Origin of the sequence: Vibrio sp. 1874, from assembly GCF_033344395.1 — a bacterium.
In the GTDB taxonomy this organism is placed as follows: domain Bacteria; phylum Pseudomonadota; class Gammaproteobacteria; order Enterobacterales; family Vibrionaceae; genus Vibrio; species Vibrio alginolyticus.
Map to the genome: position 1 here is coordinate 381431 of NZ_JAWPOR010000002.1, position 13840 is coordinate 395270.

Below are 13840 nucleotides of genomic sequence, written 5' to 3' on the forward strand. Positions count from 1 at the left end.
GGGTTTCTCATGAAAGGTGGTGAGCAAATATCAGAGAATGATAATTTTGTGAGTTTGGTATCGAATATTTGGGAAAAGATGTAAAAATGCAGAGTTTATCGCTCCAAACCCTTCGATAGTCTGGAGCGAAGTGATAACAAAGAGAATGTTATGTTGATTGATTCTCCGGTAGATCCTGTTGGCGTAACTTTTCGTTTTTGATTGTGCGATGCAGCAGCTGGCTGTAAATAGGTTGTCCACCCAACAATTGAGCAATAATCACAGCGCCCAAACAAGTAATGATCAATGGCAGGATTAAGTAGTAGTTATTCGTCATTTCAATCACTAACAGAATACCTGTAATCGGTGCACGTACCGTTGCTGCAAACAGGGCACCCATGCCCGCAATCGCAAATACACCAGGCTCGATATCAAGCGCAGGGAGTAAGACATCAGCACTTGCTCCGAACGCATAGCCAAATAAGGTTCCCAGAGCAAGCATAGGTGCAAAGATGCCTCCCGGCGCACCAGAACCAAAACAGAGCAGGGTTGTAATTACACGACCAAAGAAAAGCAAAACTAAAATGGATACCGAGTAGTTACCGTTAGTAATGTCAGGAATAAGGCCGATACCACCACCAGTTAGTTGGGGTACGTACAAAAGAAGCAAGCCAAACACGCCTCCCAGTAACGAACCCACAATCAAGTAGCGCTTACGATCGTTTTTGTGAATTGCGACAAAACTGTCTTGTGCCACGGTAATCAGTTTGTTGAAGATCACGCCAAACACGCCAAACAATGCGCCAAGCAATAAAAATAGCCATAGGGTTTGAAGCTCTGGCGACTGGTATTGCGGCATAGTGATAACGGCGTCTTGCCCGTTGATGGCGCGAAACACTATGTTCGCCATAATGGCAGAAATGATCACTGCACGAATTGAGATCAAAGAGTAGCGAAACTGAGGTCGCATTTCCTCCACAACGAACATAATGCCTGCGAGTGGGGCATTAAAGGCCGCAGCCAAACCACCAGCAGCACCAGACGCGAGCAGGGAGTGGCGGGTATCGTCATCCTTTACGCGGAATATATCGGTCACCATTCGACCAACAGCGCCCCCCATTTGAACGGTTGGGCCTTCACGACCCAGCACCATACCTGAGCCAAGTGCGCCCATGCCGCCGAAGAATTTTACTGGTAGAACTCGCCACCAGCGCACTGGACGAATATTATCCATTGCCCCTTCGATTTCAGGAATACCAGAGCCTGCCGCTTCTGGCGCAAAGCGGTGCACAAGAAAATAGCCAATAAAAGCTAAAAGTGCGCTAATGAGAACCGCTGCCAGCCACAATGGTAGAACATTACCAATTTCGCTTCTTAACCATTCTGTTCGTGTTTCAGAAACGAAATGAACGGCAAGCTCGAAATACGTACCGACAAAACCAGCCAACGTACCCACAATGGCGGCCATAATGAGAACAGAAAATGGTGTTGACCCTCGAGAGACAAACTGGTTAATCGCATCTTTCGGTACGTGCGCTAACACAGATTTCACAATTCTCTCGCGTTTGGTCATTAACAAGCTCTCCTGTTGCTGGGGGAAGGTACGAAAGAAAGTATACGCTTCGCAGAGTCTAGACCTAATCAATAAAGATGCAATTTAGCTTTTCACTATTGAGTGTTCGAAGTGTCGCGATATTATTCATTCACTCAGATTGTGCTATTGCTCTCATAATTTAGGATAAAAAACTTGTTTTTTGAGAAAAATGAACCATGCTTTAAATGTAAAGCAACATGACTGCTTCAGAAGGAGGGATGTGAGGTTTTACACACAATTTGGATGGATTCAAACCCTACGGTAAGTCCTCGTTTTATGTCCGGGATGCATCAATAGACATCGCCGATTCGCACACTCACGATTGAGTAACGAGGTAGAGGCGCACGCACATGTGCGCCTTCTTAATTTCTGCGTTATAACTTTCATCACCATAACTTTCATCGCCACCTGCCACTATTTTTCTCTTGAACATTTTCTTGCAGTCAGTAATGTCTTGGTTCGATGTCAACCAACTAGAGCAGTGCATGCGCTTTTATCTTCGACTCTTACTTTCTTTATGTTGTTGTTCGGTAACGTTTCCGGCACTTTCAACGCCGAGCTGGTGGCAAGACACGTTGTCAGCAATGCCATATTCCAATCTAAAAGAACGTATAGAAAAAAGTGGAAGCTGGTATGGTTGCGAAGTGCAGTTGCGAGACAACTCAACGTTTATCAGCGCATTTTGTTTGGATGATTTTTCGTACTACCAGCAGCACTTGTATGGTGAAGTGATTTTGAGAAGAGAAAGTGCTCAGTTCTCGTTTCTTACTGAATACGAGTGGCAGCGTCTGAATGACTTACTTCTCAACTTAAGAAAGGATGGGTTAGTTTTACGCAGAGTTACTATCGGACAAGAACACTATGATGTCGTTGAAGCTCTGGAAAAGAAATCTTCCGAGCTTGTCGATAAAGAAGTTATTTTGTTGATGAACCGCTATCCACAAGAAACGATTCGAAGTTTGCTTTGGGTAAAACCGGACGAGTTTCTGACGCCATCACCGTCCTTAAATGTGCAATTGCGCAGTGATGGCGAAATTATCGAGGTCAAAGTGACTCGTTTTTAGATTCTTTATGGAGAGATAGGAAGGTCGCCATTGCAGATTCGTCCAAAAAACCATCCGATTTTTTGTGAGCGCGCAGGTATTGATAGCCTGCGATTAGCTTGCGGTGTAGCTCTTCTGCATCGTCTGACAACGGCTGATTCATAACGTGTTGAAAGGCAAGTTTGTACGCATCCATATCCACGACTTCAGCACGGCGATATAGATAACCACATCCCGTTGCTAACCATTCGAGAGAGCAATTGGCGCGCATTGCAATTTGATTTGCTTTGGTTAGGCTAGGTTCACTGCCTTTAAGGTATTTGCGTATTAAAGCTTCAGACACATCGACGCGTCGAGCGAACCCGCTGATGCTTTCTTCTCCGATCAGGGTGGCTAGGCGTTGGGCAAAAGACATATTTCGTACTCCAGTTCGAATTGCGAAAGTTTACCCGTTGAGCCGGTACGAAAACAAGACTACGATGAATGCAGATCAATTGAAGGAGAAAACCCATGGTTGCAAAAGTAGTAACTGCACCAAAAGGCCCAGAGTTCTCAGAGCTGGTTCAAGGATATTGGCGTGCAGTTGAGTGGGGAATGACGGCTCAAGAGCGTTTGTCATTCCTCAAGCAACACATTGAGTTAGGCATTACGACAGTCGATCACGCCGACATCTACGGTAATTACGAGTGTGAGGCGTTGTTTGGTGAAGCGCTAGCTTTAGACAAGAGTGTTCGTGAGCAAATTCAGATCGTGACGAAATGCGACATCAATTTGTGTGGCGATAAAACGCCAGAGCGTAAGATCAATCACTACGACACGAGCTCAGCACATATCTACCAATCGGTGAATAACTCGCTAGAACGTTTGAATGTGGATGAAATCGACGTACTTTTAATTCATCGTCCTGACGTGTTAATGGATGCAGACGAGGTTGCAGAAGCATTTTCTGAGCTTCATAAAGTCGGCAAAGTGAAGCACTTTGGCGTGTCTAACTTCACTCCACGCCAGTTTGAACTGCTGCAATCTCGCTTAGGTAAGCCGTTGGTTACTAACCAAGTGGAAATCAACCCACTTAACTTTGAGGTTGCTCACGATGGAACGCTTGATCAAATGCAAATGTTGCGCACGCGACCAATGGCTTGGTCTTGCCTCGGTGGTGGTTCAATTTTTAGTGGTGACAGTGAGCAAGCTGTTCGTGTCCGTAACGAATTAGAAGCAATTCGTGAAGAAGTGGGCGCAGCGAGTATTGACCAAGTAATTTATGCCTGGGTACGTCGTTTGCCATCTAACCCTATTCCAATCATTGGCTCTGGTAAAATCGAGCGTGTGCAAACTGCAGTTAATGCATTGAACATCGAACTTACTCGAGAGCAATGGTATCGCGTATGGGTGGCTTCTAAAGGTCATGGTGTGCCATAGAATTGATATCTTATCGATGAAATTATTATTAAAGGCATCCTCTAGTAGGGTGCCTTTTTAGTTTTAGCGCGTTACTGTTTACCCATTATGGAAATGGAAAGAATGAAATTCGAGCAAAAATGGGCTTTGGATGTTAGCTGCAACTTTTTGCTTACTTTGGGTGGAGGAGTTTTACCCATGTTTGTTTTATGTCACTAAACAGCGAATGTGATGCTTGCTTTTTAGTCATTTTGTTCACTCATTCATTCATATTGCGTATGCTTATCGAATAATAAAGAAATAAAAAACTCGTCAGTTTTCTCGTATTACATGCTGTAACAATCTGTTAGACTCCGGCGCAGATTGTGGAATATAAAAAGGTGATTGAATGTCTTTTCCCGTACTCATCTGTGATGATTCAGCGTTAGCACGCAAACAGATGGCGAGATCACTACCAGCCACATTGAATGCCGATATTACGTTTGCTATCCACGGAAAAAACGCGCTAGAAGAACTCGAAAAAAACGAGTTTAAATTGATGTTTCTTGATTTGACCATGCCAGAAATGGATGGCTTTGAAACACTAGAGCACATGCAACGGTTGGGGGATAAAACTCCGGTGGTTGTGGTGTCGGGGGATATCCAACCTAAAGCGAAAGAGCGCGTGTTCGCACTGGGTGCAAAAGCGTTTATTCAAAAACCGATCGCCAAAGATGAACTCAAGAAGGCGCTTAAAGAGTTGGTCGAGCCAGAACCTCGTCCTCAAATTATCACGCCTGTCTCTATTGAGTTACCGATTTTACGTCGTCGCGATATTTACATGGAAGTGGCTAACGTTTCAATTGGTCGAGCAGCCGATGCGTTGGCGCGTCACTTTGATGTGTTTGTGCAACTACCTTTGCCGAACGTCAATATCTTTGAAGTGAGCGAACTTCACATGGCCCTACGCGACTTGGCGTCGCATGACAACGTATCGGGTGTTTGTCAGGGATTTTGTGGCGAAGGTATTGCTGGCGAAGCGCTAGTGATCTTGAGTGACTCAAGCGTATCTGATCTCAAAAAGTTGATGAAAGTACCAGCAGACAGCGAAGAGTTAGAAGAGCTTGAGCTGCTAATGGATATTTCTAATATTTTGGTGGGGTCGTTCTTAAATGGTTTAGGCGAGCAGTCTGAAGTCCGATTCTTCCAAAGTCCACCAGTACTCCTTGGTCAGCATATCTCAATTGACTCGATCATTGAATCTACAACTGGAGCATTCAGCCGCACGATGACATTCGAAGTGAGCTACAACATTGAAGGGACGTCGATTCGTTGTGACTTGTTGTTTATGTTTGTGGATGAATCCTTGCCGCTGCTTGATAACAAACTGTCTTATCTAATGGAGGAGTTCTAATGTTGAATATGCCAGCAGAGTTTGAACAATTCCATTGGATGGTGGATATGGTACAAAACGTCGACATGGGCTTAGTGGTCATTGATCGAGATTACAATGTACAGGTCTGGAATGGGTTTATGACTCATCACAGTGGTTTGCAGTCTCATGATGCGATAGGTCGTTCTATATTTGATATCTTCCCTGAAATCCCACAGGAGTGGTTTAAATTAAAAACAAAACCAGTGTATGACCTAGGCTGTCGCAGCTTCATCACATGGCGACAACGACCTTACTTATTTTGCTGTCGCAATGTTCGACCAGTCACGCAGCAAGCGGAGTTTATGTACCAGAATGTTACGTTGAACCCAATGCGCACACCGACTGGAAAAATCAACTCGTTGTTTTTGTCTATACAAGACGCGACGGCTGAAGCTCTGATGTCTCAGAATCAATAGCGATAAAAAACTTTCTCAAAAGCCAAGGTCCGCCCTGGCTTTTTTGTATACTTATAATTGTGTTTCCCAATGCGTAGAACGTGAATATGGACTTTAATCTCGCCCTAAAACTCTACACCGCAGAGCAAGTAAAAAACGGTGAAACGCTGGCTGCGCAAATGGCTGGTGTTTCTATGTATAGCTTAATGCAACGCGCTGGTATGGCCGTGTATGAGCGCTTTTTACATCTGTATCCTAAATCAAAAAATATCTTAGTGATTTGCGGTAAAGGGAATAACGGTGGCGATGGTTACGTATTTGCATCTCTTGCGAAACAAGCTCAACTCAATGTACATGTTTTCCAAATTGGTGATGTATCTGCGCTAAAAGGTGATGCTTTGCGCGCATACCAAGATTGGCAGTCAATCGACGGTGTTAACAATGATTGGGATGAATGGAATACCGCATTGCTAGAGGCGGATGTGATCATTGATGCCATGTTAGGTACTGGTTTAAGCGGTGAGGTTCGTTCGGAGTATCGTCGCTATATTGACCAAATTAATCAAATTCATACCCCTGTGATTGCAGTCGACGTTCCTTCTGGTCTGTGTGCTAATACAGGTGCAGTTTTAGGTGATGCTATTCGTGCCGAGCATACTGTAACCTTTATTGGGGTTAAGCAAGGCTTATGCACTGGACAAGCGAGAGATCGAGTTGGCGAGCTCTACTTTTGTGGTTTAGGCGTCAATACTAAGTTTGATACTATCGAAGTAGAAAGTGCATTAGGTATTGATCATCAGGTTGTTTCAAGATTAATGCCCAAGCCAAATCCAACGGTCCATAAAGGTGACAACGGGAAGTTGCTTTGTGTTGGTGGCAATCAAGGGATGTCTGGGGCGATTCGTTTATGTTCCTCCGCTGCGATTAGAGCCGGAGCGGGTTTAACTGCCGCAATTACTCACACGAGTAGCCTTATTCCACTGCAGGTTGGTTGCCCAGAAGTAATGAGCCAGAGCATCACCACTGACTTGCTCAGGGATACTGAGAACGACTTAACTAAACGCATACGCTGGGCTGACGTATTAGTGTTTGGTCCTGGCTTTGGAGATGATGAGTGGGCTTATCAAGCCTATCAATATCTGGCTCAAGAGCAGAAACCTAAAGTTGTTGATGCTGATGGCCTCAATATTCTAGCGATGCTGAGCCAGCGATGCGATGGCACTCTAGTGTGCGACAACCATCGAGTGATCACGCCGCATCCTGGAGAGGCAGCTCGACTACTAAATGTAACCATTCAACAAATAGAAAGTGACCGATACTCTGCTGCAAGACAACTGCAAGAGCGTTATGGCGGTGTAGTGGTTTTAAAAGGCGCGGGGACGCTTATTTACGATGGAACGAGAATGTACGTCTGTCTAGCGGGTAACGCCGGAATGGCGACGGGGGGAATGGGAGATGTGTTATCTGGAGTCATTGGTGCATTACTAGCCAAAGGTTTACCAATTTCTGTTGCCGCACGTTTAGGTGTGGTACTTCACAGTCATGCTGCTGATATAAACGTGAGTCAGAATGGTCAAATTGGTCTTTTGGCAAGTGATGTCGTTAGCACTCTTCGTACCGCTATCACCCAAGAGCTCTATCGAAATTAATTAGATTTCATGCATTGCTGAGAAAATTGGTCGATTTTTTTGAGTACTTTTTTACGAATTAGCAGGGCATCTTAGTATTAGGTGATTGAGTTTTAGGCAGATTTGAGAGGTGATGCGTTTTAATTTTTAAGATATGACGCAAAGGTTTGCGCAATGGGTTAACTTAAGTGCTTTCTCAAGTTGTTGATAGTTATAAATAATAAGAGGTTTTGGTAACTTGGGGAGCGTTTTTGATATGCGATTTTCAAGATGGTATCACAAAAAAAATTCAAATATCAGACTTGTAGGAAATAAATCACAGCCTATAATGCTGAAAACCGGAGCGTCTGCCAACGCTCCGGTTTTTTTGTGTCCGAAGAACAGTGAACTCGTCTGCCAACGAAGTCACTACGCACTCTGAAATGACACATATACATATGAATCAAGGAATTACACAATGCGTATCGAACAAGAACTTAAGTTAGGTTTTAAAGATGTACTGTTTCGCCCGAAACGTTCTACCCTTAAGAGCCGTTCTCAAGTAAATTTAACCCGCGATTTTACATTCAAGCATAGTGGTCGTCAATGGTCTGGTGTGCCAGTAATCGCAGCAAACATGGATTCGGTTGGTAGCTTTGCAATGGCTAAAGCGCTGGCTGAGCATGGTGTAATGACCGCTGTTCACAAACATTACACGGTAGAAGATTGGGCTGAGTTTGCTAAATCAGCAGATAAAGTAACCATGAATAACGTTATGGTGTCTACGGGAACATCTGATGCAGACTTCCAAAAAACCAAAGACATCATGGCACTTTCAGATGAATTTATTTTCATTTGTATCGACATTGCAAATGGTTACTCAGAGCATTTGGTCGAGTATGTTGAACGCGTGCGAGCAGAGTTCCCAGACAAGGTCATTTCTGCAGGCAACGTGGTTACTGGTGATATGTGTGAAGAGCTAATCCTAGCTGGTGCAGACATCGTTAAAGTGGGTATCGGCCCAGGCTCTGTATGTACAACTCGTGTAAAAACGGGTGTTGGTTACCCGCAGCTTTCTGCAATCATCGAGTGTGGTGATGCAGCGCACGGCCTTGGTGGCATGATCGTCGGTGACGGTGGCTGTTCTTGTGCGGGTGACGTAGCGAAAGCATTCGGTGGTGGCGCGGATTTCGTAATGCTAGGTGGGATGCTAGCGGGTCACGAAGAGTCAGGCGGCGAAGTGATCGAGAAAGACGGCGAGAAGTTCATGAAATTCTATGGCATGTCGTCGAAGAGCGCGATGGACAAGCACTCAGGTGGTGTCGCTGGCTACCGTGCGGCCGAAGGTAAAACCGTATTATTGCCATACCGTGGTAGTGTTCACGGCACTATTCAAGACATCCTTGGCGGCGTTCGCTCAACATGTACATACGTAGGTGCAGCAAAGCTTAAAGAGCTAACCAAGCGTACTACATTCATCCGCGTTCAAGAACAAGAGAACAACGTGTTCGGTAAAGAGTAAATCGACTGAATGTAAAAAGTGTAAAAGCAACCATATATTGATACTTGGTGCAACCATAATTTGATATTGCCTCTTCATAAGTCTATTGCTTTTTATGTTTATGACATTTTTGAAGAGGCAGTTTTATGTCTGCTTTACCTTCCCCTTCTACAGCCAGCCTGCTTTAACTTGAAACTGCGTTTGACACTCCTGCTCGAAACTAAACTAAATCACGTGAAAAACATACACCGTTACGTCAGTGCTAAGATGGGAAAAAGAGTCACGGTAGAATCATTTTAGAATGTGCCGCTTGTTATCATTTTGATTTCGAGCTTAGCATCGTTCGTTTTTGCTCCTAGCCGATACGGCTTTCATACTGCTTCAATAGCAAAACCCATACCTATGTTCCAGACTTTCTAGTATCAGTTTGATACCGGTGAATATACGCTGTATAAAGTAAAATCCGATATGGAGAGTTCAAAATCGGCATTTCAATGTGAATGGGAAGCAAAAGTACAAGGCGCGTTTGCGTTAGGTTTGGATCTAGAACTGGTTACAGAGGAAGAAATACTGGATGAGGTTATCTCTAGCAACCTTAAACTTTTGCATCGATATTCCTCAAGAGATAACCGAACCACTTTCATCAAACTCTCCTTACGATGTTAAAACTGAATGGTACCCAAACAGCGAAAAGTTTAGGACATCACCTCTGTCTAAATGGAAGAAAAATATTTCCATTCCTGTGTGATTTGCTCTCTCGAAGCCTACTGAAAACAAGCTTAGAGACCTCACCTCCTCTCGAATCTGAATTGGGTTGTTATGCCTAAGAAATCGTTCTCGAGTTTTCATCGGAAGTCGGCACTTCAGCAAGAAAAGCCTGAGCCAAATGAGAGGGTGTCGATACCAGCGATGTTGATGAAGAAACATATCGAGATATATCTGCATTTCCTGACAATATAGCCACTCAAATTACTTTTCGTCTAAGCATTCTTCGTTATTTAGCACTGTAAGTGCGAAAAATCATTCCAAAGACTATTGAACCACATCGTGTTGTACTACAACGGTTATATGACAGGATTATTCCAAGTGCAATATCAATACACCGGTGGTTGGTTTTCAGAGTATCTGATCATATAGATCCAAGGAATAAAGATAAGGGTAATAGTAAAGTCTAGAACTAACATTCGTTGATGCTTTGATGAAACAAGCTGTAGAAAAAGTTATCTTTGGGCGAAAAGCGCGTATCAGAAGGGCCTACAAGCGCGTGCGAAGGCAATTACGTCAGCATAATCTGAACAATGGAACGAAGTACAAATACCCAACTTATGAATCCCTTCGGAAACGGGTTAAAAAGAAGGCCCCTTTCGAATTACTGACCGCGGAGAAGGGGGAGCGAGTCGTGAAAATAGAGTTTCGTCGGATGGGGAAAAAGATGTTGAGTTTTTACGTCTTTGAGAGGGTAGAAATAGATCATACGGTGGTGGAACGCTTTGTTGTACATGAAGAGCATTGCAAGTCATTGGGCCGGCCTTGGCTTACTCAATTAGTTGATTGTTACAGCAAAGTTGTTATTGGTTTTTACCTAGGGTTTGAACCACCTTGTAATTAGGTGGTTAAGTAAATCTCGATGTTTGCTCAGTAACTCATTAGATAAATAACCTAAGTCCGTGACTTCCATACCTACAGTTAAGATTGATTCCAATATTTCGACTGCAACTGAAGTTGAACCGCTCTTGACCAATTTAACTAACACATAATTAATATTGCTGACGGTGCGATTATGCTCAGGTGAAACATTGAGAAGTTGTTTTCTTACCAAAAGCTCTATGGTTCGAAAAAAGTGGGAACGAAAGTATGGTTACCACAGGCCTTCATCGTCGGAGACCGCTATGTATCGCGTAAAACAACTACTAGGCGCTTCACTCACGCTTCGAAATTACAACGCACAAGTTGGGGAGGCATACGCCATTATCAAAGCACTCAACACGCATACTTGAAAGAGGTTTTTGGTTATATCGATGCGACAACGTTAATAGACATGATGATTACTCCTGTTCTTACTGGTTGCACCATTAGTTTGGTACAACGGTGCTAGAAGGGAGGTGCGAAGATCACATCAAAGCTACTAAGTGCATTAAGATAGAGTTGAGACTTGAACTATCTACATATGAGATCAAATCGCAGAATTCAGCATTGGAAAGGTTCGACCGATTTTGTCAACACGCTGTCCGTTACTTCTACTCATACTAAGTGCGCCATTAGTTTGGCGCAACGAAGCTAGATAGGAGATACGTTCATCACATCAAATCCCCCTGTATTCTTCAAGCTATTTTAGCCTGAGGAATACATTTCAAGTGAAGCTTATTGAGGCGCTTTCATCGCTTCAGATTGCTCGCCCGTCATCACGAAGTGCAACTCACCACCCGGTTTGAACTCGGAATGGTCGAAGAAGAAACCGTTATCCAACGCTTTGCCATTGATGGTGACAGACTTGATGTACATGTTGTCATCGGCGTTGTTCTCTGTGGTGATGGTGAACGTGCCGCCTTTCACCGGAATCACGGCTTTGTCGAATAGCGGACGACCCACAGTGTAAATAGGTTCTGCTGCGTTCACTTGGTAGAAGCCTAATGCAGACATCACATACCAAGCGGACATTGCGCCCACGTCTTCGTTACCAATGACGCCTTCTGGCGCAGCGAAATACATGTCATCCAGAATGTGGTCGACGACTTGTTGTGTCTTCCAAGGTTCTGCTGTCCAGTTGAATAGGTAAGGAATGTGGTGCGAGGGTTCGTTACCAAACGCAACTTGACCAATCAAACCAGACATATCCGGTGTTTCTGTGCCTTGGCTTTCTGCGGTGAAGGTGGCTTCTAGGTTCTTCTGGAACTCAGCATCGCCACCCATGATGGTCTTCAAGCCTGCGATGTCATGCGGTACAAACCAAGTCCACTGCCACGCGTTACCTTCGGTGTAGTTGCCTGTCTCATGTTCTGTGCCGTATGGGTCGAATGGCGTCATGAAGGTTTCATCAATCATCACTGGGCGCATAAAGCCCGTCACGCCATGCTCTGCGTATTCCGTCGGGTTGTAATCGAAGTACTTTTTGTAGCCTTTTGAGCGTTCAAGGTATTGCTCTTCCACTTGAGTATCACCGGCTGCTTTGGCGATTTGCGCGATAGCCCAATCATAGAACGCATTTTCCAGACCGTAAGAAACAGACTCAACCGTGTAATCTTCAAATACTGGCTCACCATCAACACGTTGGATGGCAGGTGTGAAGCCGTTTTTCTCAATGTAATCGATGTGCTTGGTTAAAGTGCGATCCAATACGCCCAGATCCCAATCCGCTTGCAGTGCTGGGTAGTTGTCGTAAGTCGAAGAGTCGATCGCTGCTTTCAGCGCCAGCTCTTTCTCTTGTTGAGTAAACTCATCTGGGAACTTAGTGATCGCATCCGCAATCACTGCTACCGCTGGGTAGCCAACCATGGTGCCTGTTTCGTCACCTAAGTGCTCCCATTTCGGCAGCAAGCCGCTTTCAGTGTACTTCTGAACTAGGTTCTTCGCGTATTGCACCGCGCGGGTTGGCTCTGTGATGGTTTTTAGTGGGTGTAATGCACGTTGGGTATCCCATAGAGAGTAAACCGAGAAGTTTGGCTGCTCTTCTGTCGCTTGACCATAAGCGATGGAGTATTCCCCTTCACCTTCACGAATCGAGCCTTTGCCCATGCCACGGAATCGACCATCTACATCTTGATGCACCATCGGCGCAATCTTGGTGTGGTAAAGCGCGGTGTAGAAGATCTCTTTTTGATCTTCTGTGCCACCTTCGATAGAGAAGTTGAGTGCTTTTGCCCATTTCTCGCGTGCGTTGTTACGCGCAGTATCGAAAGAGACATTCGCTTCGGCATCGTAGTTGTTTTCTGCACCTTGAGGGTCAACCGCAGACAACGCCACTTGCGCATTCAGCTCTTGTGAGCCTTCATCTTCAAATTCGATGTAGGCAGTGACGTCTGCTTTGACACGCTTAACTGGATTACCTTGGTCATCGTAAATTAATTCAGAAACGTGCTCTGCCGATAGACCGTCAACAGGCTTACCATTGGCAAGGATGTAGACGTCTTTGATCTTCTTATCGAAAGTCGCATAGAAGAAGATTTTTTGGTTTTTCGCCCAACCAGAGAAGTGCGCTGCATCGCGCTCGCCCGTGATGGTATGGCCGTCTTCGCTCACCGTCAGTTTGTTGCGCAGAGAGGTCGAACCCCAGTCACTGTTTAGGATGGAGTTGAGGTCAATCTTCAAACGTTGTGGTTGACCTTGCGGATAGGTGTAACGATGGAAGCCGACACGTTCAGACGCCGTAAGCTCGGCTTTGATACCGTTCTCGGCAATCTTCACCGAGTAGTAACCCGCTTCTGCCACTTCTGAGGTTTTGTCCATCTTGACTGAAATCGCTTCGCGGTAGTCGTCGCTGTCTTCGATGTATTTAGCTTTATCTTCGGTAAACGGCAGGAACAGAATGTCACCTAAACCGCCCATCCCCGTGCCAGATAGGTGAGTGTGGGAGAAGCCAAATAGGGTCTTTTTATCGAAGTGGTAACCTGATGAAGAGTGCCAGCCGATCAGCTCGGTATCTGGAGAAAGTTGCACCATGCCTTCTGGCACAACAGGACCCGGGAAGGTGTGTCCGTTAAAGCCTGTTCCAATGAATGGATCGACGTATTTTAGGTTGGAAGTATCGACGCTTGGTGAGGTGTTATCGTCGTCATCGTTGCAGCCAGCCAAACCAATAACACTTGCAATCACAGCGGTGGCGATAGCGGTTTTCGTAAAGTTCATAATCTTGATTCCTTAGGCAGGAAGCGCCTCACTTCCTGCCACTGAGTTAATCTATCTGCTTATTCTT

10 protein-coding genes and 1 pseudogene are annotated in these 13840 nt (G+C 44.9%); 8 read left to right on the forward strand and 3 right to left on the reverse strand.

Translation table 11 applies throughout. The features are described 5' to 3' along the window. Nucleotides 1-148: 148 nt before the first annotated feature. Nucleotides 149-1552 (reverse strand): H(+)/Cl(-) exchange transporter ClcA, encoded by a 1404-nt coding sequence (clcA, locus tag R8N46_RS05760; protein WP_005373473.1) that lies wholly within the window; start codon nucleotides 1550-1552, stop codon nucleotides 149-151. Nucleotides 1553-2022: 470 nt separating this feature from the next. Between clcA and R8N46_RS05765 the strand changes: the two genes are divergently transcribed. Then, entirely contained in the window at nucleotides 2023-2637 is a 615-nt protein-coding gene (locus tag R8N46_RS05765; RefSeq protein WP_005373472.1) for a hypothetical protein, read from the forward strand. On the opposite strand, the gene R8N46_RS05770 is transcribed toward R8N46_RS05765, so the two are convergent. Continuing rightward, nucleotides 2618-3031, reverse strand: a complete 414-nt coding sequence (locus R8N46_RS05770; protein WP_005387686.1) for a helix-turn-helix domain-containing protein — start codon at nucleotides 3029-3031, stop codon at nucleotides 2618-2620. The genes R8N46_RS05765 and R8N46_RS05770 overlap by 20 nt on opposite strands. A gap of 95 nt (nucleotides 3032-3126) precedes the next feature. Between R8N46_RS05770 and R8N46_RS05775 the strand changes: the two genes are divergently transcribed. The 7 genes and pseudogenes from R8N46_RS05775 to R8N46_RS05805 form a co-directional block, all read left to right on the forward strand. Next, nucleotides 3127-4035 (forward strand): aldo/keto reductase, encoded by a 909-nt coding sequence (locus R8N46_RS05775; protein ID WP_005387688.1) that lies wholly within the window; start codon nucleotides 3127-3129, stop codon nucleotides 4033-4035. Between the two features lie 367 nt (nucleotides 4036-4402). Then, complete coding sequence (locus tag R8N46_RS05780) at nucleotides 4403-5407, forward strand: response regulator (protein ID WP_005373466.1); 1005 nt, start codon at nucleotides 4403-4405, stop codon at nucleotides 5405-5407. After that, the gene (locus R8N46_RS05785; protein WP_005373463.1) at nucleotides 5407-5844 is read left to right on the forward strand and encodes a PAS domain-containing protein; all 438 of its coding nucleotides are present in this window, start codon (nucleotides 5407-5409) and stop codon (nucleotides 5842-5844) included. The genes R8N46_RS05780 and R8N46_RS05785 overlap by 1 nt, the downstream gene beginning before the upstream one ends. An 86-nt stretch (nucleotides 5845-5930) precedes the next feature. After that, entirely contained in the window at nucleotides 5931-7472 is a 1542-nt protein-coding gene (locus R8N46_RS05790; RefSeq protein ID WP_115386550.1) for an NAD(P)H-hydrate dehydratase, read from the forward strand. Nucleotides 7473-7908: 436 nt separating this feature from the next. Next, nucleotides 7909-8952 (forward strand): GMP reductase, encoded by a 1044-nt coding sequence (locus tag R8N46_RS05795; RefSeq protein WP_005373458.1) that lies wholly within the window; start codon nucleotides 7909-7911, stop codon nucleotides 8950-8952. A gap of 1177 nt (nucleotides 8953-10129) precedes the next feature. Next, on the forward strand, nucleotides 10130-10540 hold the full coding sequence (locus R8N46_RS05800; RefSeq protein WP_225452424.1) for a hypothetical protein: 411 nt from the start codon (nucleotides 10130-10132) through the stop codon (nucleotides 10538-10540). 207 nt (nucleotides 10541-10747) lie between these two features. Then, nucleotides 10748-10928, forward strand: a pseudogene (locus R8N46_RS05805) (IS5/IS1182 family transposase); the annotation flags it as partial. Nucleotides 10929-11292: 364 nt separating this feature from the next. Here the strand turns inward: R8N46_RS05805 and R8N46_RS05810 are convergent. Next, nucleotides 11293-13773: a GH92 family glycosyl hydrolase gene (locus R8N46_RS05810; protein ID WP_213972224.1), complete on the reverse strand. Its 2481-nt coding sequence runs from the start codon at nucleotides 13771-13773 to the stop codon at nucleotides 11293-11295. Between the last annotated feature and the right edge of the window lie 67 nt (nucleotides 13774-13840).

Coding starts and splice junctions, on each gene's coding strand:
- R8N46_RS05780 (WP_005373466.1), top strand. CDS start 4,403: ATGTCTTTTCCCGTACTCATCTGTGATGATTCAGCGTTAGCACGCAAA.
- R8N46_RS05765 (WP_005373472.1), top strand. CDS start 2,023: ATGTCTTGGTTCGATGTCAACCAACTAGAGCAGTGCATGCGCTTTTAT.
- clcA (WP_005373473.1), bottom strand. CDS start 1,552: ATGACCAAACGCGAGAGAATTGTGAAATCTGTGTTAGCGCACGTACCG.
- R8N46_RS05810 (WP_213972224.1), bottom strand. CDS start 13,773: ATGAACTTTACGAAAACCGCTATCGCCACCGCTGTGATTGCAAGTGTT.
- R8N46_RS05770 (WP_005387686.1), bottom strand. CDS start 3,031: ATGTCTTTTGCCCAACGCCTAGCCACCCTGATCGGAGAAGAAAGCATC.
- R8N46_RS05775 (WP_005387688.1), top strand. CDS start 3,127: ATGGTTGCAAAAGTAGTAACTGCACCAAAAGGCCCAGAGTTCTCAGAG.
- R8N46_RS05795 (WP_005373458.1), top strand. CDS start 7,909: ATGCGTATCGAACAAGAACTTAAGTTAGGTTTTAAAGATGTACTGTTT.
- R8N46_RS05785 (WP_005373463.1), top strand. CDS start 5,407: ATGTTGAATATGCCAGCAGAGTTTGAACAATTCCATTGGATGGTGGAT.
- R8N46_RS05790 (WP_115386550.1), top strand. CDS start 5,931: ATGGACTTTAATCTCGCCCTAAAACTCTACACCGCAGAGCAAGTAAAA.
- R8N46_RS05800 (WP_225452424.1), top strand. CDS start 10,130: ATGAAACAAGCTGTAGAAAAAGTTATCTTTGGGCGAAAAGCGCGTATC.